At 69.3% G+C, this 19,132-nt stretch carries 18 protein-coding genes; 8 read left to right on the plus strand and 10 right to left on the minus strand.

Going from position 1 to position 19,132, the window contains the following annotated elements:
- Window positions 1-96: 96 nt before the first annotated feature.
- Complete coding sequence (locus tag RA210_RS10660; RefSeq protein WP_201486419.1) at window positions 97-549, minus strand: thioesterase domain-containing protein; 453 nt, start codon at window positions 547-549, stop codon at window positions 97-99.
- 229 nt (window positions 550-778) lie between these two features.
- Here RA210_RS10660 and RA210_RS10665 point away from each other — a divergent pair, with 229 nt between their 5' ends.
- Window positions 779-1,156, plus strand: coding sequence for a BON domain-containing protein (locus tag RA210_RS10665; RefSeq protein ID WP_201486420.1), 378 nt, complete (start codon window positions 779-781; stop codon window positions 1,154-1,156).
- A 54-nt stretch (window positions 1,157-1,210) separates the two neighbouring features.
- On the opposite strand, the gene metK is transcribed toward RA210_RS10665, so the two are convergent.
- Together metK and RA210_RS10675 are read right to left on the minus strand one after the other, a co-directional pair.
- Window positions 1,211-2,401 carry a methionine adenosyltransferase gene (metK, locus tag RA210_RS10670; RefSeq protein ID WP_201486421.1) on the minus strand — a complete coding sequence of 397 codons (1,191 nt, stop codon included), beginning with the start codon at window positions 2,399-2,401 and terminating at the stop codon, window positions 1,211-1,213.
- A 62-nt stretch (window positions 2,402-2,463) separates the two neighbouring features.
- Entirely contained in the window at window positions 2,464-3,444 is a 981-nt protein-coding gene (locus RA210_RS10675) for an ArsR/SmtB family transcription factor (protein ID WP_201486422.1), read from the minus strand.
- A gap of 192 nt (window positions 3,445-3,636) precedes the next feature.
- On the opposite strand from RA210_RS10675, the gene tkt reads away from it, so the two are divergent.
- The 5 genes from tkt (at window position 3,637) to RA210_RS10700 (ending at window position 11,047) form a co-directional block, all read left to right on the plus strand.
- Window positions 3,637-5,637 (plus strand): transketolase, encoded by a 2,001-nt coding sequence (gene tkt, locus RA210_RS10680; protein WP_136489397.1) that lies wholly within the window; start codon window positions 3,637-3,639, stop codon window positions 5,635-5,637.
- A gap of 140 nt (window positions 5,638-5,777) precedes the next feature.
- A complete protein-coding gene (epd, locus tag RA210_RS10685) occupies window positions 5,778-6,830 on the plus strand; it encodes an erythrose-4-phosphate dehydrogenase (RefSeq protein ID WP_136489396.1) in 1,053 nt (350 codons plus the stop codon).
- A 12-nt stretch (window positions 6,831-6,842) separates the two neighbouring features.
- Window positions 6,843-8,006: a phosphoglycerate kinase gene (locus RA210_RS10690; RefSeq protein WP_136489395.1), complete on the plus strand. Its 1,164-nt coding sequence runs from the start codon at window positions 6,843-6,845 to the stop codon at window positions 8,004-8,006.
- Window positions 8,007-8,202: 196 nt separating this feature from the next.
- Window positions 8,203-9,267, plus strand: a complete 1,065-nt coding sequence (gene fba, locus RA210_RS10695; RefSeq protein WP_136489394.1) for a class II fructose-bisphosphate aldolase — start codon at window positions 8,203-8,205, stop codon at window positions 9,265-9,267.
- Window positions 9,268-9,454: 187 nt separating this feature from the next.
- The gene (locus tag RA210_RS10700; RefSeq protein WP_201486423.1) at window positions 9,455-11,047 is read left to right on the plus strand and encodes a hypothetical protein; all 1,593 of its coding nucleotides are present in this window, start codon (window positions 9,455-9,457) and stop codon (window positions 11,045-11,047) included.
- A gap of 57 nt (window positions 11,048-11,104) precedes the next feature.
- Here RA210_RS10700 and RA210_RS10705 read toward each other — a convergent pair whose 3' ends face one another.
- Window positions 11,105-11,446, minus strand: coding sequence for an FKBP-type peptidyl-prolyl cis-trans isomerase (locus tag RA210_RS10705; RefSeq protein WP_201486424.1), 342 nt, complete (start codon window positions 11,444-11,446; stop codon window positions 11,105-11,107).
- Between the two features lie 169 nt (window positions 11,447-11,615).
- On the opposite strand from RA210_RS10705, the gene RA210_RS10710 reads away from it, so the two are divergent.
- Complete coding sequence (locus tag RA210_RS10710) at window positions 11,616-12,065, plus strand: hypothetical protein (RefSeq protein ID WP_201486425.1); 450 nt, start codon at window positions 11,616-11,618, stop codon at window positions 12,063-12,065.
- Between the two features lie 59 nt (window positions 12,066-12,124).
- Complete coding sequence (locus RA210_RS10715) at window positions 12,125-12,616, plus strand: M48 metallopeptidase family protein (protein WP_201486426.1); 492 nt, start codon at window positions 12,125-12,127, stop codon at window positions 12,614-12,616.
- A gap of 12 nt (window positions 12,617-12,628) precedes the next feature.
- Here RA210_RS10715 and RA210_RS10720 read toward each other — a convergent pair whose 3' ends face one another.
- The 6 genes from RA210_RS10720 to RA210_RS10745 form a co-directional block, all read right to left on the minus strand.
- Window positions 12,629-13,576 carry a p-hydroxyphenylacetate 3-hydroxylase reductase component gene (locus RA210_RS10720; RefSeq protein WP_201486427.1) on the minus strand — a complete coding sequence of 316 codons (948 nt, stop codon included), beginning with the start codon at window positions 13,574-13,576 and terminating at the stop codon, window positions 12,629-12,631.
- Between the two features lie 97 nt (window positions 13,577-13,673).
- Window positions 13,674-14,030, minus strand: a complete 357-nt coding sequence (locus RA210_RS10725; protein WP_201486428.1) for a hypothetical protein — start codon at window positions 14,028-14,030, stop codon at window positions 13,674-13,676.
- Window positions 14,027-14,419: a phage holin family protein gene (locus RA210_RS10730; RefSeq protein WP_201486429.1), complete on the minus strand. Its 393-nt coding sequence runs from the start codon at window positions 14,417-14,419 to the stop codon at window positions 14,027-14,029. Before RA210_RS10730 ends, RA210_RS10725 begins: the two co-directional genes overlap by 4 nt.
- Window positions 14,420-14,423: 4 nt before the next feature.
- Window positions 14,424-14,732: a DUF883 family protein gene (locus tag RA210_RS10735; protein ID WP_201486430.1), complete on the minus strand. Its 309-nt coding sequence runs from the start codon at window positions 14,730-14,732 to the stop codon at window positions 14,424-14,426.
- 69 nt (window positions 14,733-14,801) lie between these two features.
- Entirely contained in the window at window positions 14,802-16,997 is a 2,196-nt protein-coding gene (gene yccS, locus RA210_RS10740) for a YccS family putative transporter (RefSeq protein WP_201486431.1), read from the minus strand.
- A 115-nt stretch (window positions 16,998-17,112) separates the two neighbouring features.
- On the minus strand, window positions 17,113-19,029 hold the full coding sequence (locus RA210_RS10745) for a diguanylate cyclase (protein WP_201486432.1): 1,917 nt from the start codon (window positions 19,027-19,029) through the stop codon (window positions 17,113-17,115).
- Window positions 19,030-19,132: the final 103 nt, after the last annotated feature.

Here is a 19,132-nt window from a genome sequence, read left to right on the forward strand (position 1 = left end):
CTCATCGGTGCGCATGGCGCACCCTGCGTCGTACCGCCGCGCTGCTTAGCCGTAGGGTGCGCCATGCGCACCCAGAGCCCTGGGTTCGGGCGCTGCCTACTTGTGCAGCACGTACTCCCCATGCAGATGCACCGCCGTCTCGCCGCTCGGCGCGGGGATGCGGATGTCCAGGTACAGGCGCGCGCGGCCGCGGCGGCGGTACAGGGTCTCGAACTTCTTCCAGTCTTCCTCGGCAGGCGCTGCGCAGATCGCCACGGCCTCCTCGACCACCGGCAGCGGGTAGTCGATCTGCCCGCCCTTGATCACGATGTGGCCGTCGTCGATGCCGGCCTCGCGCAGGCGCAGGGTCAGCCAGCCCCAGCCGGCCAGCACGCTGATGCTGTACAGGCTGCCGCCGAACATGCTGCCGGTGTGGTTGCTGTTGGGCGCCAGCGGCATGGCCAGGCGCAGCTCATGGTTCTCCCAGCCGGCCACGCGCAGCTGCATGGCGCGGGTCAGCGGGATGTCGCGGTGGAGGAGGTCTTGCAGGTATTGGCAGTCGGGATGCATGTCCGGGGGGATCCAGGTGCGCTGACAACAGGTGGCCAATGATCCTGCGTCGCGGCGGCCAGTGCAATCGCGCTGCCGCTTCGGCCGGTCATCGGCTGGTGGCTGGCCGCAGATGCCAGCGTTTCCAGCGGGAGTATAGTGAACGGATGCCGGCGCCTGCAGGGCGGCGAGGCGAGTCTGCTGCCGTTGCTGCCGGGCGGGGCTGAACGTACCTGCGGAGGTACTCGCCATGAAAATGCATTCCTTCAATCAGTACTCGCACGACCTGGGGATGGCGGTTCACGACCTCTGGCTCACCGCCAGGGTGAAGTCCGCCCTGGAAATGGCCAAGCCGACCCGTGGTCAGCACATCCACGTCAGGACCCATGCCGGGGTGGTGACCCTGAGCGGTCGGGTCGAAACCCACCGGCAATGCGAGCAGGCCATCGAGCTGGCCCGTGCGGTGCACGGCGTCAGCGAGGTGGATGCCCAGCAGCTGGAAATCTGGATGGTCGCTCCCGGCCATCTGCCCGAAGCGGGCAATGCCGAGGAAGGCGCCGACCACGAGGTCGAGATCGCCAGGCGCCGGGAACGGATCCGCGGGCCTCATGGTGGCGACACGCCCTGATGAAAAAAGCCCCGCCAGCGCAAGCTGGCGGGGCTTTTTCGTGCTGCGGAGGAATTACAGACCGGCAGCGGCGCGCAGCGCCTCGGCCTTGTCGGTCTTCTCCCAGGTGAAGGCGGTGAAGGTGTCGTCGCCGACGGTCATCTCCACCGGGGTGCGGCCGAAGTGGCCGTAGGCCGCGGTCGGACGGTACATCGGGTGCAGCAGGTCGAGCATCTTGGTGATCGCGTACGGACGCAGGTCGAAGACCTCGCGGACCAGCTTGATGATGGTGTCTTCGCTGACCTTGTTGGTGCCGAAGGTGTTGATCGAGATGGAGGTCGGCTGGGCCACGCCGATGGCGTAGGACACCTGGATCTCGCAGCGCTCGGCCAGGCCGGCGGCGACGATGTTCTTGGCCACGTAGCGGCCGGCGTAGGCGGCCGAACGGTCGACCTTGGACGGATCCTTGCCGGAGAAGGCGCCGCCACCGTGGCGGGCCATGCCGCCGTAGGAGTCGACGATGATCTTGCGGCCGGTCAGGCCGCAGTCGCCCACCGGGCCGCCGATGATGAACTGACCGGTCGGGTTGATGTGGAACTGGGTGTCCTTGTGCAGCAGCTCGGCCGGCAGGGTGTGCTTGATGATCAGCTCCATCACCGCTTCCTGCAGGTCGGCCTGGCTGATCTCCGGGCTGTGCTGGGTGGACAGCACCACCGCGTCGATGCCGACCACCTTGCCGTTCTCGTAGCGGCAGGTGACCTGCGACTTGGCGTCCGGGCGCAGCCACGGCAGCAGGCCGCTCTTGCGCGCCTCGGCCTGGCGCTCGACCAGACGGTGGGAGAAGCAGATCGGCGCCGGCATCAGCACGTCGGTCTCGTTGCTGGCGTAGCCGAACATCAGGCCCTGGTCGCCGGCGCCCTGGTCTTCCGGCTTGGCGCGGTCGACGCCCTGGTTGATGTCCGGGGACTGCTTGCCGATGATGTTGACGATGCCGCAGGTGGCGCCGTCGTAGCCGACGTCGGAGCTGTTGTAGCCGATGTCGACGATCACGTCGCGCACCAGCTGCTCGAGGTCGATCCAGGCGCTGGTGGTGATCTCGCCGGCGACGATGGCCACGCCGGTCTTCACCAGGGTCTCGCAGGCCACGCGGGCGTGCTTGTCCTCGGCGATGATGGCGTCGAGCACCGCATCGGAGATCTGGTCAGCGATCTTGTCCGGATGGCCTTCGGACACGGACTCGGAGGTGAAAAGGGAATATTCGCTCATCTATCGGTTCCTGTTATTACCGGTGGGTGAGTCGGCCTCGCGGCCGTGTCATACAGCAGTGTTCAATTCTGATCCGGGCGGGCGAAGTGCCGTACCTGGATCTGGAAGCCGTTGCGCAGGCCCAGATAGAGGCTCTCGCCGCTCTCCAGCCCCGCCTCCGCGGCCCAGCGCGCCAGTTCGTCCTGGTCGAAGCCCAGCCACAGATCGCCGCACGCCTCGCGCGCCCAGCCCTGGGCATGGCTGCACAGCTCGGTCAGCAGCAGGCTGCCGCCCGGCCTGACCAGCCGCGCCAGCTGGCGCATCGCCATGGCCGGCTCGGCGAAGTGGTGCAGCACCATGTTCAGCACCACGCAGTCGGCCGGCGCCTGTTCATCATGCAGCGCGTCGGCCAGCTTCAGCTCGACGTTGGCCAGTCCCTCGGCCTGGCAGCGCTGGCGGGCCAGCTCGAGCATCGCCGGGCTGCTGTCCAGCGCGGTGACGGCGGCGAAGCGCCGCGCCAGCTCGGGCAGGAAGGCGCCGTCGCCGGGACCGACCTCCAGCGCCGTGGCGCTGGGCGGGAAGTGCAGGGCGTCGAGCAGGGCCAGCAGGCTGTCGCGGTACTGCGGCAGGCCGGCGATCAGGTCCTGCTGGGCGCGGAACTTCTCCACCGTGCGGGCGAAGAAGTCGTGCGCCGCGGCGGCGCGCTGCGCCTGCACCTCGGCGATGCGCGCCTGCACCGCGTCCGGCAGCTGCAGTTCGTCCACTTCCTCGAGCAGCGCCGCGTGCAGCGCGCTGCCGGTCTCGCCGCCGTGCGCCAGGGCGCGGCGGTAGAAGATCGCGGTGCCCTCGCGGCGGGTGGCCACCAGGCCGGCCTGGGCCAGCACCTTGAGGTGATGGCTGATCCCCGACTGGCGCATGGCGAAGATCCGCGCCAGCTCCAGCACGCCGAACGAGTCGCTGGCCAGCGCGCGCAGCACGCTCAGGCGCAGCGGGTCGCCGGCGGCCTTGCACAGGGCGGCCAGTTGCTCGCTCGGGGCGTGGCGGAAGGCGGGCTGCGTACTCATAAGGGGGCGAAGTCTAGTCGGCGCGTCGCGGTGGCGCAATGCCTGTATCAAAAAGTTTTGATATTGGCGCTCGGTCACGCTGCGGACGGTGGGCCGATTCGCGCGGATCGACCATCTGTGATTGCCCGTTCCCCCGCCTGTGGGCGAAAATGGCGGCCTTTTTTCGTCAAGCCCCCCTGCAGGAGACCAGCGATGCCCAGCCGTCGTGACCGAGCCAATGCCATTCGTGCCCTCAGCATGGATGCCGTGCAGAAAGCCAACAGCGGCCATCCCGGCGCACCCATGGGCATGGCGGACATCGCCGAAGTGCTGTGGCGCGACTTCCTCAAGCACAACCCGCAGAACCCGCAGTGGGCCGACCGCGACCGCTTCGTGCTGTCCAACGGCCACGGCTCGATGCTGATCTACTCGCTGCTGCACCTGACCGGCTACGACCTGTCGATCGACGACCTGAAGAACTTCCGCCAGCTGCACAGCCGCACCCCGGGCCACCCGGAATACGGCTACACCCCGGGCGTGGAGACCACCACCGGCCCGCTCGGCCAGGGCATCGCCAACGCCGTCGGCTTCGCCATCGCCGAGAAGGTGCTGGGCGCGCAGTTCAACCGTCCGGGCCACGACATCGTCGACCACCACACCTACGTGTTCCTCGGCGACGGCTGCATGATGGAAGGCATCAGCCACGAAGTCTGCTCGCTGGCCGGCACCCTGGGCCTGGGCAAGCTGGTCGCCTTCTACGACGACAACGGCATCTCCATCGACGGCGAGGTCGAGGGCTGGTTCACCGACGACACTCCGGCGCGCTTCGAGGCCTACGGCTGGCAGGTGATCCGCAACGTCGACGGCCACGACGCCGACGAGATCAAGATGGCCATCGAGACCGCCCGCGCCGAGACCGAGCGTCCGACCCTGATCTGCTGCAAGACCGTGATCGGCTTCGGCTCGCCGAACAAGGGCGGCAAGGAAGAGTGCCACGGCGCGCCGCTGGGCGATGCCGAGATCGCCGCCACCCGTGCCCAGCTCGGCTGGAACCATGGCCCGTTCGAAATCCCCGCCGACATCCAGGCCGAGTGGGACGCGAAAGAGGCCGGCGCTGCCCGCGAGGCCGCCTGGAACGAGCGCTTCGCCGCCTACGCCGCCGAGTTCCCGGAACTGGCCGCCGAGTTCCAGCGCCGCCTGGCCGGCGAGCTGCCCGCCGACTTCGCCGAGAAGGCCGCCGCCTACGTGGCGGAAGTCGCCGCCAAGGGCGAGACCATCGCCAGCCGCAAGGCCAGCCAGAACACCCTCAACGCCTTCGGCCCGCTGCTGCCCGAGTTCCTCGGCGGCTCGGCGGACCTGGCCGGCTCCAACCTGACCCTGTGGAAGGGCTGCAAGGGCCTGGCCCATGACGACGCCGGCGGCAACTACGTGCACTACGGCGTGCGCGAGTTCGGCATGAGCGCGATCATGAACGGCGTCGCCCTGCACGGCGGCTTCATCCCCTACGGCGCCACCTTCCTGATCTTCATGGAATACGCGCGCAACGCCGTGCGCATGTCGGCGCTGATGAAGCAGCGCGTGCTCTACGTGTTCACCCACGACTCCATCGGTCTGGGCGAGGACGGTCCGACCCACCAGCCGATCGAGCAACTGGCCAGCCTGCGCGGCACCCCGAACCTCGACTGCTGGCGCCCGGCCGACGCCGTGGAATCGGCGGTGGCCTGGAAGTACGCCATCGAGCGCAACGACGGTCCGTCGGCGCTGGTGTTCAGTCGCCAGAACCTGCCGCACCAGGCGCGCAGCGAGCAGCAGATCGCCGATATCGCCCGTGGTGGTTATGTCCTGAAGGACTGCGCCGGCGAGCCGGAACTGATCCTGATCGCCACCGGCTCGGAAGTCGGCCTGGCCGTGCAGGCCTTCGAGGCGCTGACCGCCCAGGGCCGCCAGGTGCGCGTGGTGTCGATGCCGTCGACCAACGTGTTCGACCAGCAGGACGCCGCCTGGAAGCAGGCCGTGCTGCCGCTGGAAGTGTCGGCGCGCATCGCCATCGAGGCCGCGCATGCCGACTTCTGGTACAAGTACGTCGGCCTGGAAGGCCGCATCATCGGCATGACCACCTTCGGCGAATCCGCGCCGGCCGGGCAGCTGTTCGAGGAGTTCGGCTTCACCCTCGACAACGTGCTGGCCACCGCCGAAGAGCTGCTGGAAGACTGATGCCGTCAGGGTGGATGGCTGCGGCCATCCACCGATCCTCGGGTAGGGTGCGCCGTGCGCACCGCCGGTTCGTCTGTGGTGCGCATGGCGCACCCTACGAGGTGCTCCCCCGAGCCGAGCGACAGACACTGCGAGATCCCATGCCCAACCGTCCCTACAAAGTCGCCCTCAACGGCTACGGCCGCATCGGCCGCTGCGTGCTGCGCGCCCTCTACGAGCGCGGCGCGGATGCCGGCCTGGAAATCGTCGCCCTCAACGATCTGGCCGACCAGGCCAGCATCGAGTACCTGACCCGCTTCGACTCCACCCACGGCCGCTTCCCCGGCGAGGTGAAGGTCGCCGGCGACTGCCTGCACCTCAACGGCGACTGCGTGAAGGTGCTGCGCCAGGCGACGCCGGAGGGCATCGACTGGGCCGCACTGGGCGTCGACCTGGTGCTGGAGTGCTCGGGCGTCTACCACAGCCGCGCCGACGGCGAACGCTTCCTCGCTGCCGGGGCGCCGCGGGTGCTGTTCTCGCAGCCGATGGCCAGCGAGCAGGACGTCGACGCCACCATCGTCTACGGCGTCAACCAGGCCAGCCTGAGCGGCGCCGAGCGGCTGCTGTCCAACGCCTCCTGCACCACCAACTGCAGCGTGCCGCTGCTCAAGCTGCTCGACGAGGCGGTCGGTCTCGACTACGTGACCATCACCACCATCCACTCGGCGATGAACGACCAGCCGGTGATCGACGCCTACCACCACGAGGACCTGCGCCGCACCCGCTCGGCGTTCCAGTCGGTGATCCCGGTGTCGACCGGCCTGGCCCGCGGCATCGAGCGCCTGCTCCCCGAGCTCACCGGGCGGGTCAAGGCCAAGGCGATCCGCGTGCCGACGGTCAACGTGTCCTGCCTGGACATCACCCTGCAGACCCGCCGCGACACCAGCGTGGCCGAGATCAACCGCGTGCTGCGCGAGGCCGCCGAAAGCGGCCCGCTGCAGGGCCTGGTGGCCTACACCGAGCTGCCCCACGCCAGCTGCGACTTCAACCACGATCCCCACTCGGCCATCGTCGATGGCAGCCAGACCCTGGTTTCCGGCCCGCGGCTGGTCAACCTGCTGGCCTGGTTCGACAACGAGTGGGGCTTTGCCAACCGCATGCTCGACGTGGCGGAACACTTCCTGCGCGTCGCCCATCGCCCACAGCCCATGTAAAGGACTGAGCCCATGACTGTTTTGAAGATGACCGACCTGGATCTCGCCGGCAAGCGCGTGCTGATCCGCGAAGACCTCAACGTTCCGGTGAAGGACGGCGTGGTCAAGAGCGACGCGCGCATCGTCGCCTCCCTGCCGACCATCAAGCTGGCGCTGGAGAAGGGCGCGGCGGTCATGGTCTGCTCGCACCTGGGTCGTCCGACCGAGGGCGAGTTCTCCGCCGAGAACAGCCTGCAGCCGGTCGCCGACTACCTGTCCAAGGCCCTCGGCCGCGAAGTGCCGCTGGTCAGCGACTACCTGGGCGGCGTCGACGTGCAGCCGGGCCAGGTCGTGCTGTTCGAGAACGTGCGCTTCAACAAGGGCGAGAAGAAGAACAGCGACGAGCTGGCGCAGCAGTACGCCGCGCTGTGCGACGTGTTCGTCATGGACGCCTTCGGCACCGCCCACCGCGCCGAGGGCTCGACCCACGGCGTCGCCAAGTTCGCCAAGGTCGCCGCCGCCGGCCCGCTGCTGGCCGCCGAGCTGGACGCCCTGGGCAAGGCCCTCGACAAGCCGGCCCGGCCGATGGTCGCCATCGTCGCCGGCTCCAAGGTCTCCACCAAGCTCGACGTGCTCAACTCGCTGGCCGAGATCTGCGACCAGTTGATCGTCGGCGGCGGCATCGCCAATACCTTCCTCGCCGCCGCCGGCTACAAGGTCGGCAAGTCGCTGCACGAGGCCGACCTGCTGGATACCGCCAAGGCCATCGCCGCCAAGGTCGCCGTGCCGCTGCCGGTCGACGTGGTGGTCGCCAAGGAGTTCGCCGAAACCGCCGAAGCGACGGTCAAACTGATCGGCGACGTGGCCGACGACGACATGATCCTCGACATCGGCCCGCAGACCGCCGCCATGTTCGGCGAGATGCTCAAGGCCTCGCAGACCATCCTGTGGAACGGCCCGGTCGGCGTGTTCGAGTTCGACCAGTTCGGCAACGGCACCAAGGTGCTGGCCCAGGCCATCGCCGAGAGCCCGGCGTTCTCCATCGCCGGCGGCGGCGACACCCTGGCGGCCATCGACAAGTACGGCGTGGCCGAGCGCATCTCCTACATCTCCACCGGCGGCGGCGCCTTCCTCGAGTTCGTCGAGGGCAAGGTCCTGCCGGCCGTGGCGGTGCTGGAAGAGCGCGCCAAGGCCTGATGCCTGATGGCTCCCACGCTCCGGCGTGGGAGCTGCGCCCGGGACGCTCGGCGTCCCGGTGCATGGACGCCGGAGCGTCCGGGGATGCATTGCCACGCGGGAGCGTGGCAACGATCGTCCGCCAGCATATTGCGCCCGACCTGCCCCTGCGGCAGGCTGGGCACCGATCAAACGACCCTTACTGGGAGCTACACAGATGGCACTTATCAGCATGCGCCAGCTGCTGGACCACGCCGCCGAATACGGCTACGGCGTGCCGGCCTTCAACGTCAACAACCTCGAGCAGATGCGCGCCATCATGGAAGCGGCCGACAAGACCGACTCCCCGGTGATCGTCCAGGCTTCCGCCGGCGCCCGCAAGTACGCCGGCGCGCCCTTCCTGCGCCACCTGATCCTCGCCGCCATCGAGGAATTCCCGCACATTCCGGTGTGCATGCACCAGGACCACGGCACCAGCCCGGACGTCTGCCAGCGCTCGATCCAGCTGGGCTTCAGCTCGGTGATGATGGACGGCTCGCTGATGGCCGACGGCAAGACCCCGGCCGACTACGACTACAACGTGCGCGTGACCCAGCAGACCGTGGCCATGGCCCACGCCTGCGGCGTGTCGGTGGAAGGCGAGCTGGGCTGCCTGGGCAGCCTGGAAACCGGCCAGGCCGGTGAGGAAGACGGCGTCGGCGCCGAGGGCACCCTCGACCACAGCCAGATGCTCACCGATCCGGAAGAAGCGGCGGCCTTCGTCAAGGCCACCCAGGTCGACGCCCTGGCCATCGCCATCGGCACCAGCCACGGCGCCTACAAGTTCACCAAGCCGCCGACCGGCGACGTGCTGGCCATCGAGCGCATCAAGGAAATCCACAAGCGCATCCCCAACACCCACCTGGTGATGCACGGCTCCAGCTCGGTGCCGCAGGAGTGGCTGGCGATCATCAACCAGTACGGCGGCGACATCAAGGAAACCTACGGCGTGCCGGTCGAGGAGATCGTCGAGGGCATCAAGCACGGCGTGCGCAAGGTCAACATCGACACCGACCTGCGCCTGGCCTCCACCGGCGCCATGCGCCGCATGATGGCCGAGCAGCCGAGCGAGTTCGACCCGCGCAAGTTCTTCGCCAAGACCATCGAAGCCATGCGCGACATCTGCATCGCCCGCTACGAAGCCTTCGGCACCGCCGGCAATGCCTCGAAGATCAAGCCGATCTCCCTGGAAGGCATGTTCCAGCGCTACGCCAAGGGCGAGCTGGCCGCCAAGGTCAACTGATCCGGCGCGTTCGCTTCAGCTAGTCCCACAAGGCCCGCCGCGTGCGGGCCTTGTGCTGTCTGGGCGGCTGAGTCAGAGTTCGACTGAGTAATCGAGCACGGTCAGTCTTAATCAATCAAGTTACCGGAGATACACGGAAGTGCCTGTCAAGCCACTGCGACAGTGAGGCAGGTAGCCGGCAACCATTATGCTTAGCCCCACCAGTCACGATATCGCCTGCCATTTCTGCGCCAGCCACGTTCCTGATGCAGCCAGCCCTGGCAGCCGCCTGAACAATATCCTCAGTACTCTGTATTACGGGCGTCCGCTCACGAACATGGCCAAGAGCCAGTTGCTGCAGTGGAACCTTACAGCCCTACACCAGCTGGCCAGTGGGGTGATTACCTATGAGGCTTATATCGCCGCCTTGGATCCGGGCTTAGTAGCCCGTGAGCGGGAAAGCCAGATCAGGGCAGCAGAGGATCTGGCCCGGCGAGCTGAGGCATTCGCAGAGTATCGGCGCAGGCACGTGCAAGTGAGAGAGGCACGTGCAGAGCAGACAATGCCGCGCAAGAAAACAGTGGCACCCCCTATAGATCACCGGGCAGAGGATGAGCGGCGCAAGCGTGAGCGCGATGCAGAGCAGGCTGAATTCGCCGCCCGTTTCGCCGAGCAGTGCCAACACAATCGCGCGGCTGCTGCGGCACTCTGCAAGGCACGCCTGAGCGAGTGCGGGGAGATGCCTGGCCCAGAAGAAATCGCCCGGCACTTCCACATGCAGCATGTGCCGAATGCGCTGCAGAGGCCTCTGGCCAATATCCTGGAGGTGCTCTACCGAGGGCAGCCAGTGGCCATCGCCTATCTCAACTATCTCGAGGCCAAGGGGTTTCACGGGCTGTATCAGCTCGCCATAGGGCAGACCACCTATGAGCGTTACATTGCCAATCCTTCGGCCTTCCAGATGCGCATTACAGCCAAGGAAACTGAGCGGCTTGCCAGACTCGAAGCATACAGGCGCGAGCGCGAGGAAGCCGAGGCTGCTCAGCTTGCGCAGCGCGAAGTGTACAGACGCCAGCGACAGGAAGCCGAGGCCGCCAGGATTGCCCGTGAGAACGATCCGGCCTATATCCTGCGCAGAAAGTATGGCGTGGCTGAAATCGAGCAGCCCCTGCAGCAGCGGATGATGGGTATCCTCCAGCACATCGATGCCGGCAACCGCATGGGGCAAGTCGATTTCGCTTGGTTGACTACCGAGGCCAAGGACTTTTTCAGTGAGAAGCTACGGCAGGCCTACCATCGGCTGGAGGCGGAGTTTTGCGCAGGTGAATACCGCCGTACCCAGGATCCGTGGAGTGCGGTGAATGCCAGCGGTCACTACCGCAAGTGCGATGGGCAGCATGCAGCTCTCGAGCTGCTCGACAGCGTTCCGGACGCTCGCCTGAAGCAGCCCAAGCTGAAGTCCGCCCTGCTGACCACTCGTGGCGGCGTCCTGCGTGATCTGGGGCGGAGACGCGAGGCAATGCAGCTAGGTGAGCAGGCGCATGTGCTGCAGCCGCGGAATTTCCACCCTTGCACCCTGCTCGGTGCGCTGCACATGGAGTCTGGCAACTTTGCCAAAGGACAGGAGTGGTATGCCAAGGCCGAGGAGCGCGGCGTCAGCCAGCAAAGCATCGACAGCGAGCTGCGCAGTATCTTTCTGCGTGCCAGCAAGGAGCAGAGGGAGCAGCTCCGGGCGTTCCTGCTGGCTGACGATCCCATCCGCTACCGCTGGGTGGATGGCAAGAAATCCCGGACTGCCTGAGTCGCCCGGGCTGTGCGGCGGATGGTCCGGTGCATTGGCCATCCGCCGACACTCCTCTCACTCGTCGCGGGTCAGCACTTCCAGCAGCTCGATCTCGAAGATCAGGTTGGAGTTGGGCTTGATGTGCGCGCCGATCTGCCGCTCGCCGTAGGCCAGGTGCGCCGGCACGAACAGCCTGCGCTTGCCGCCGACCTGCATGCCCATCAGCCCCTGGTCCCAGCCCTTGATCACCCGGCCGGTGCCGATCACGCACTGGAACGGGCGGCCCTTGGCGTAGGAGGAGTCGAACTCGGTGCCGTCTTCCAGCCAGCCGGTGTACTGGGTGGTGATCAGGGCGCCCTTGACCACGGCCTTGCCGTCGCCCGGCCGGATGTCCTCGATCTGCAGTTGCTCGCTCATCGCTCGTCTCTCGCTGGCTGCGCCGGTCGTGGCCGGCAGGGTGCGGCGTTTTCGCAGGAAACGCGCGGTCGCGCAAGTTCCGGGCGGGTTGCCGGCGGCCTGCCGTGGCTGCGCCAGCGCCGCGTCCGGCGCTATAGTCGGGGGCACCTCCGCCACCAGATCCGTACTCATGGATGAGTTCAATCCCTACGCCCCGCCGCGCTCGCGGGATCCCGCTCCCCTCCGCATGTCCGGCGAGCCACCCGGTTTCGCCACCTATCGGCTGCTCAATGGACTGTATGCCGGCTTCATGCTGCTGGCGCTGCTCATTCTGCTGCTCAACGGCACGTTGCAGGCGGAGTTCTCCGACCTGCTGGTGCTGGCGATTTTTCTCGCGCCGCTGCTGAGCTTCGCCCTGGTCCTCGGCCGGCGCCGGCAGGCCTTTCGGCGCTGGCGCTGGTTCCAGACGGCCGGCAGTGGCGTCCTGCTGCTGTTCTGTCTGCAGGACATCGTCGGCAGCGGGGGGCTCAATCGCGCCGGCCTGTTCATGACCCTGGCCAACCTGTTCTCCCTGGGCGCCGGCCAGTACTTCCTGGCGCGGCGGCTGTCGCCCGGCGCGGCTGGCGAGGCGGCGGGCTGAGCGCAACGGGGCCGGGCAGCGGGTAGAATGCCGACTGTTCTTCCGTCCAGAGCCGCCCGATGACCCCGCTCAAATACCTCGCCGCCTACCCGCCCCACCTGCAGGAGCAGGTGCGCCGGCTGATCGCCGAAGAGCGCCTCGGCGACTACCTGGCCAAGCGCTACCCCGAGCGCCATGCGGTGCAGAGCGACAAGGCGCTGTACGCCTACGTGATGGAGCGCAAGCAGCGCTTCCTGCGCAACGCGCCGGGGATCGACAAGGTGCTCTACGACAGCAAGCTCGACGTGGTGCGCAACGCCCTCGGCCTGCACACCGCGGTCTCGCGGGTGCAGGGCGGCAAGCTCAAGGCGAAGAAGGAGATCCGCGTGGCCGCGCTGTTCCGCGACGCGGCGCCCGAGTTCCTCGACATGATCGTGGTCCACGAGCTGGCGCACCTGCGCGAGTTCGACCACAACAAGGCGTTCTACCAGCTCTGCGAGCACATGCTGCCGGGCTACCAGCAGCTGGAGTTCGACCTGCGCCTGTACCTGACCTGGCGCGAGCTGGGCTGAGACAGGCCGCGCTTACTGCGCGGCCATCACCACCTTCAGCACCTTCTTGAAGGCCTCGAGGTCCTCGGCGCTGACTCCGGCGAACACCGCCTCCTGCTGGCGGCGGGAAATCTCCCACAGCGCCTCGGTCTGCGTGCGGCCGGCCTCGGTCAGCGCGTGGCCGGCCGCGCTCTCGCTCACCAGGCCCTTCTGCCGCAGGTTGGCCAGCGCCTCCTTGATCTCGCGGGTCGGCATCGCCACCTCGCGCTGCAGGGCGACCAGGTCGAGCTGGGCACTGTCCTCCAGCACCATCAGCATGCGTGCCTCGCTGGTGCTCAGGCCGGTGGACAGCTGCTTGGGCGCGTAGCTGGCCTGGTAGGCGTTGACCGCCTGGATCATCAGGTAGAACAGGTTGCTGCCCATCAGCCGGCCGTGCATCGCCGGCGCCGGCGCGGCGTTCGGGTCGCTCCTGCGCGGCGCGCGCGGGTGGGGCAGGACCATCGAGTAGGCGCCCTGGTGGTAGAGCAGCGGCGAGCGGCCGAAGTCGTCGAAGGCCACCACCTTGCCGATCAGGATCCAGTGGTCGCCGCCGTCCACCTGCTGGTGGCACTCGCACTGGAAGCGGGCCGCGCAGTCGGGCAGCAGCGGCGCGCCGCCGAGGCCCGCCTCGTAGCTGATCCCGGCGAACTTGTCCTCCTGCGGGCGGGCGAAGTGGTTGGACAGCTCGATCTGGTCGGCGGCGAGGATGTTCACCGTGAAGTGGCTGGCGGCCTCGAACACCGCGTGGCTGGCGGAGCGCTTGTCGATGCTCCAGAGAATCAGCGGCGGGTCGAGCGATACCGAGTTGAAGCTGTTGGCGGTGACGCCGACCTGCTCGCCGCTCGGGCTGCGCGCGGTGACTATGGTGACGCCGGTGGCGAAGTTGCCCAGCGCGCGGCGGAACACGCGGGGGTCGAAGGCGGTTTCACTGCTGGTGGTCATCGCGGACTCTCCGGTCGTGGCGTCTGGGGCGCGCCCGCGGGCGCGTGTGGAATTCAGTCTAGGGCGGCTGGGCGGGCAGGACCAGCGGGCGGGGGCCTCAGGGCGCCGGCGGGGCCTGCTCCGGCGCCGGCGCGTGGCGCGGGCGGGACGTGCCGAACAGGCGCAGGGCGGCGACCAGCAGCGGCAGGTAGGGGCGGACCTCGCGCAGCCAGCGGCCCACGCGCCTGCCGCCGGTGCCGCCGAGAAAGCCGAGCAGGGAGGCGCCGGCCAGCCCCCACAGCGGCGCATGCGGCAGGTCCAGCCGCTCCGGCCAGGCGCGCATCTGCTGCAGCGGCTGGGTCAGGCGCAGGCTTTCGTAGCGCAGCTCCTGGCGGTGCAGCTCCAGACGCATGCGCACCAGCGCCTTGCGCATCTGCTGCGGCGAGGCGTGTCCGGGCGGCTGCGGCGGGGTCATGGCAGCAGTTGCTCGCGGTCGCGCGCCAGCTCTTCGAGGCTGGCGCTGAAGGGCGGGGGCTGGCGGTGCAGGGCGGTGCGCAGGCGCCAGAGCGCCAGCAGGCAGCCCGCGCCGTGAAACAGGCACAGGGCGACGATCGCCTGCAGGCGGTGGCTGTCCCAGCACAGCAGCAGGACCAGCACGCTGAGGGCGAACAGCAGGAGCAGGCCGAACACCAGGGCCAGGCCGGCGCACAGCAGCTGGTGCAGGCCGGCGGCCTTCTGCTCCTGCAGTTCGATGCCCAGCAGCTCGAGGTGGCCATGCAGCAGGCCGAGGGCGGCGGCTCCTGCGCCGCGCAGGGCCGAGCTGCCGGCGTCGGTGGCGGGGGCGTCCTGCGTGCCCGCGCTCATGGGCTCAGCGCCGCGCTACCAGCAGACCGAGGAGAAAGCCAAGGCCGGCGCACAGGCCCAGCGACTGCAGGGGGTGTGCCTGCACGTAGTGCTCGGTCGCCTCGACGCCGGCCTTGCAGCACTGCTCCAGCGACTCCTCGTTGGCCTGCAGGCTGCGGCGCGCGCGGCCCAGGCTGGCCTGCAGCTGCGCGCGCAGCCCTTCGGCCTGTTCGCCGGCCAGGCTGGCCGACTGCTGCAGCAGTTTCTCGGTGTCCTGAACCAGCGCCTGGAAGTCGGCCAGCAGCGGATCCATGGAGGGGTTTTTACGGGCCATGGACGGCTCTCCTCGGGTGGGTGAGTCCTGAGTGTAGGACGCCAGCGCGGAATTCTCCCGGGTCGCCCTTCAGGCCGCCGCGGGTCGTGCGTCCTCGCCCGGGCGCAGCAGGCGCGCCGCCAGGTCTCGCAGCGGCTGGAGTTGGCGGCAGATCAGCGCCAGCTCGGTACGCAGCAGGCGCTGGCGTTCGTCGCCGTCCTCCGGCAGCTGCTCCAGCTCGCGGGCCAGCGCCTCCTCGTCGCGCGTTGCGGGCTCGGGCGGCTGGCGCGCCTGCAACCCGCGGGCGATGCTCTCGAGGCTGTCGGCCAGGAGGGCGGCAGCCTGTTCGACCAGGCTGCCGCGCAGTTCGAGGGGCTCGCCGGGGCGATGCGCGCCGAGTGCCGACAGGTAGCCGAGCAGGGTGTGCGACAGCGCCAGGCCACGAAAGCCCACGTCCGCCTCGCGGCGGAAGTGGCCCGGCTCCAGGCGCATGCTGGCCAGGCAGGCGGCCAGCGCGGCGTCGGCGTTGTGCGCGTTGCGCCGGGCCAGGCGGTAGGCGAGGTCGTCGCGCTTGCCGCCGGCGTACTGCTGGAGGATCTGCCGCAGGTAGCTGGCATGGCTGTGCAGGGTGCTGGCCATCACGCTTGGCAGGCGGCGGCCCTGCCAGTCGGGGAGGATCAGGAACACCGCGAGGCCGGCGATCAGGCTGCCGAGCAGGGTGTCGACCAGCCGCGGCCAGATCAGCCCGTAGCCGTCGCCGACCTGGTTGAAGCAGAACAGCACCATCAGGGTGATCGCCGCGGTGGCCAGGGTGTAGCGGCTGGCGCGGGTGGCGAAGAACACCACTCCGGCGGCCACCGCGATCAGCGACTGCACCAGCGCGCCGGGGAACAGGTCGAACAGCGCCCAGCCGGCCAGCAGGCCCAGCATGGTGCCGCCGATGCGCTGGACCAGCTTGGTGCGCGTGGCGCCGTAGCTCGGCTGGCAGACGAACACGGTGGTCAGCAGGATCCAGTAGCCCTGGGTCGGATGGATGGCGTGCAGCACGCCGTAGCCGGCGGCCAGCGCCGCGGCCAGGCGCAGGGCGTGGCGGAACAGCAGGGCGGTGGGGGTGAGCTGCAGGCGCAGGCGCTGCCAGACCTCGGCGAGGCTGTGCGGGTCGCGGTCGTGCAGGGTGCTGTCCTGCTCCTCGGCCAGGGTATCCGGGTCGCTCGCCGCGCCGAGCAGGCGCTCGAGGGTGCCGAGGTTGTCGGCCAGCGCGCGCAGGGCGCGCAGCAGCTCGCGCCACTGCGGGTTGTCCTGCGCCTGCAGGTAGGCCAGCGAGGCCTCGAGGTCGTCGCGGGCCTGGGCGCTGGCGCGCTGGTACTCGAACGGCTGGCGCAGCTCGATGGCGCGGGCCAGCGCCCGGCAGGCCTTGCCCTGCTGGCGCAGCAGCAGGCGGCAGCGGAACAGCACGTCGCTGTGGAAGAACGCCTCGGCCAGCGCGGTATAGGGGTAGTGCGAAGAGCTGGCGCGTTCGTGGATGTCCTGGGCGAGGAAGTACAGCTTCAGGTAGCGGCTGACCTGCGGGTTGGCGCGGCCCTTGCCGACGCGGTGCAGGATGATCTCCTTGGCCGCGTTGAGCGCCGCCACCAGGCGGCCGTTCTGCTGCGCCAGTTCCAGGCGCCGGCGCTCGACGTCCAGCTCGCGCACCGGCTCGAACAGCGCCGCCTTCAGGCGCAGGTACTGGTCTAGCTCGCGGAACACCCGGGCCAACGCCTGCTGCACCGGCTGCTGGCTGAACAGCGCCTGCCAGAGCACCGAGAGCGCGCCGTACCAGGCGGCGCCGGCCACCAGCAGCAGCGGCTCGCGCCACAGGTCGGCGACCTCGCCGCCGCGCTGGTCGACGCCGATCATGGTGTAGATGGACAGGATCAGGGTGGCCGAGGCGATGGTGCCGTAGCGCTCGCCGACCGCGCCGAGCATGGTCAGGGCGAAGGTCGACAGCGCCAGGGCGGCGACGAACAGCCAGGGATAGGGGAACAGCAGCTCGACGGCGAAGGCCGCCGTGGCGAAGCACGCCAGGGTCACCAGCAGCGCGCGCAGGCGGCCGCGCCAGCTGTCGTCGGTCTCGGCCAGGGCACTGGCGACGATGCCGAGGAACAGCGGGATGAGCAGCTCCATGCGCCCGAGGGTCCAGCACAGCGCCATGCTGCCGGTGAGGGCGACGAACACCCGCAGGCTGTAGCTGAACTTGTCCAGCGCCCACAGGCGGCGCAGGGAGTGGCGGAGCGAGGTGGCGGGCATGGAGCGTCCTGCAGGCAAGGGGCGGGCGCGGAACCGGCCGGGCCGGCGACCGCTTGGCGAGCATTCTAAACACAGCCGCCCGTCGCGGTGCAGCTCCGGCCCGGCCGGGGGGCGTTCACAGCTCGTCGGGCGCCGCCGGCTCGTCCAGCGTCTCGCCCTCGGCCAGCCGGCGCCCTAGGTGCATGCAGTTGCGTCCGGCGGCCTTGGCCCGGTACATGGCCTGGTCGGCCTCGCGCAGCAGGTCCTCGCAGCACTGGCAGCCGAGGCCGAAGCTGATGCCGATGCTGGCGCCGATGCGGATCTCCACGCCGTCGAGGCGGAAGGGCCGGGCCAGTTCCTCGAGGATGCGCCCGGCCAGTTGCTCGGCCTGCAGTTCGCTGCCGATGCCCTCGCAGACCAGCACGAACTCGTCGCCGCCCAGGCGCGCCACCAGGTCGCTGCTGCGCGCGCTGGCCTGCAGGCGGTGAGCGACCTGGACCAGCAGCCGGTCGCCGGTCTCGTGGCCGTGGCAGTCGTTGACCGGCTTGAAGCCGTCGAGGTCGAGGAGGATCAGCGCGAGCATCTCGCGGCGCCGGCGCGCGCGCTGCCAGGCCTGCTCGAGGTGCTGGCGCATGGCCGTGCGGTTGGCCAGGCCGGTGAGCGGGTCCTGCAGCGCCAGCTCGCGCAGGCGTTCGTTGGCGGCGGCCAGCGCCTCGGTGCGCTCGGCCACCCGCTGCTCGAGGATCCGCTCCTGCTCCTGCAGGGCGCGCAGGTCCTGCTGCTGGGCGTCGAGGGTGACGGCGGCCTGGCGCTGGCGCAGCACGCTGAGGCGCTGCGCGAGGCCGAAGGACAGCAGCAGCAGCTCCAGCGCCGAGCCGAGCAGCAGGGCGTTGACGGTGAAGGCGTTGGACGCCGCCACGCCGAAGTTGCGCAGCGCCAGCAGCAGCGAACCGCCCAGCAGCATCAGCCCGGCGGCGACGAACACCCGCGCCGCCGGCACCTGGCGGCGCGCACAGGCCAGGCCGCAGCCGAGCAGCAGGACGATGTTGGCCAGGCTGGCGTGGGCCAGCACCTGCAGCATCAGCGGGGCGGCGAGCAGCAGGGTGGCGAGGGTGATCGGCAGCTGCACGGCGAGGGCGATGTTCAGCAGGCGATGCCAGCGTGGCACATGACGTGCGCTGTCGAGGAAGCTGCGGCTGAACAGGATGGCGCCGAGGTTGGCCAGGCCGAGGAAGCAGGGCAGGGCGCGAGTGCCCCAGGCGCCGCCCTGCGGCCACAGGTACTGGGCGCCGAGGCCGGTGAGGGCGAGCATGGCCAGGCCGCCGCTGGCGGCGAACAGCACGTAGAGCAGGAAGCTGCGCTCGCGCAGGGCGAGGAACAGCAGCAGGTTGTAGCCGGCCAGACCCAGCAGGGTGCCGAAGTACAGGGCCAGCAGCAGGCTGGCGTTCTGGTTGTCGTGCAGGAAGGCTGCCGCCGTCCACAGGCGGGCATCGAGGGACAGGCTGCCCGAACTGTGCGCCAGGAAGTACAGGGTGCGCCGCTCGCCGGGCGCCAGGTGCACGGCGAACAGCGGCGCGCGATGGTCGAGGCTGCGTTGCGTGCGCGGCAGGCTGTCGCCGGCGCTCTGCCGCTGCAGGCCGTCCGCGCCCAGGCTGAACAGCTCGATGCGATCGAGCGCCGGATAGCTGAAGGCGATGCGCCACTCGGCGGGCTGCGCGGCCTGCGACTGCAGCTCCAGGCGCAGCCAGACGCGGTCCGCGGTGTAGCCGAGGTTGAGCTCGCTGCGCCGGAGCAGCGGCTGGAAGTGCGCCTGCAGCGGCGGCGCCGGGTCGCCCGGCCGGACATCGTCGGTCGTGCGGTACAGGGCGAGGTAGGGGTACAGGTCGAGGGCCCGCTCGTGGCCGTCGAGGCGCAGCAGCGGCCTGGCCTCTTCGGCGCGCACCGCCAGGGCGAACAGTGTCAGCAGGGCGAGCAGCAGGACCCGCGCCGCGACCGTGCCGCGGGCAGCCCGCCGCGTTGCCTGCACGCGGTGCCGGCTGGAGTCCTGTGGCATGGGAGCCTCGCGAATTCCGTGGACAGTCGCCCGCGTGCCTGGCTGGCACGCGGCCGTCTTCCAACTGTAGCCACTGGCGGCGCGGCCGGCCGCGGGCAGGGGT

The organism is Pseudomonas sp. OF001, assembly GCF_904426495.1.
Lineage (GTDB): Bacteria > Pseudomonadota > Gammaproteobacteria > Pseudomonadales > Pseudomonadaceae > Geopseudomonas.

Coding starts and splice junctions, on each gene's coding strand:
- RA210_RS10715 (WP_201486426.1), top strand. CDS start 12,125: ATGACCCCGCTCAAATACCTCGCCGCCTACCCGCCCCACCTGCAGGAG.
- RA210_RS10725 (WP_201486428.1), bottom strand. CDS start 14,030: ATGACCCCGCCGCAGCCGCCCGGACACGCCTCGCCGCAGCAGATGCGC.
- RA210_RS10720 (WP_201486427.1), bottom strand. CDS start 13,576: ATGACCACCAGCAGTGAAACCGCCTTCGACCCCCGCGTGTTCCGCCGC.
- RA210_RS10710 (WP_201486425.1), top strand. CDS start 11,616: ATGGATGAGTTCAATCCCTACGCCCCGCCGCGCTCGCGGGATCCCGCT.
- RA210_RS10660 (WP_201486419.1), bottom strand. CDS start 549: ATGCATCCCGACTGCCAATACCTGCAAGACCTCCTCCACCGCGACATC.
- RA210_RS10665 (WP_201486420.1), top strand. CDS start 779: ATGAAAATGCATTCCTTCAATCAGTACTCGCACGACCTGGGGATGGCG.
- RA210_RS10735 (WP_201486430.1), bottom strand. CDS start 14,732: ATGGCCCGTAAAAACCCCTCCATGGATCCGCTGCTGGCCGACTTCCAG.
- RA210_RS10700 (WP_201486423.1), top strand. CDS start 9,455: ATGCTTAGCCCCACCAGTCACGATATCGCCTGCCATTTCTGCGCCAGC.
- fba (WP_136489394.1), top strand. CDS start 8,203: ATGGCACTTATCAGCATGCGCCAGCTGCTGGACCACGCCGCCGAATAC.
- RA210_RS10705 (WP_201486424.1), bottom strand. CDS start 11,446: ATGAGCGAGCAACTGCAGATCGAGGACATCCGGCCGGGCGACGGCAAG.
- RA210_RS10675 (WP_201486422.1), bottom strand. CDS start 3,444: ATGAGTACGCAGCCCGCCTTCCGCCACGCCCCGAGCGAGCAACTGGCC.
- RA210_RS10730 (WP_201486429.1), bottom strand. CDS start 14,419: ATGAGCGCGGGCACGCAGGACGCCCCCGCCACCGACGCCGGCAGCTCG.
- RA210_RS10690 (WP_136489395.1), top strand. CDS start 6,843: ATGACTGTTTTGAAGATGACCGACCTGGATCTCGCCGGCAAGCGCGTG.
- yccS (WP_201486431.1), bottom strand. CDS start 16,997: ATGCCCGCCACCTCGCTCCGCCACTCCCTGCGCCGCCTGTGGGCGCTG.
- tkt (WP_136489397.1), top strand. CDS start 3,637: ATGCCCAGCCGTCGTGACCGAGCCAATGCCATTCGTGCCCTCAGCATG.
- metK (WP_201486421.1), bottom strand. CDS start 2,401: ATGAGCGAATATTCCCTTTTCACCTCCGAGTCCGTGTCCGAAGGCCAT.
- epd (WP_136489396.1), top strand. CDS start 5,778: ATGCCCAACCGTCCCTACAAAGTCGCCCTCAACGGCTACGGCCGCATC.
- RA210_RS10745 (WP_201486432.1), bottom strand. CDS start 19,029: ATGCCACAGGACTCCAGCCGGCACCGCGTGCAGGCAACGCGGCGGGCT.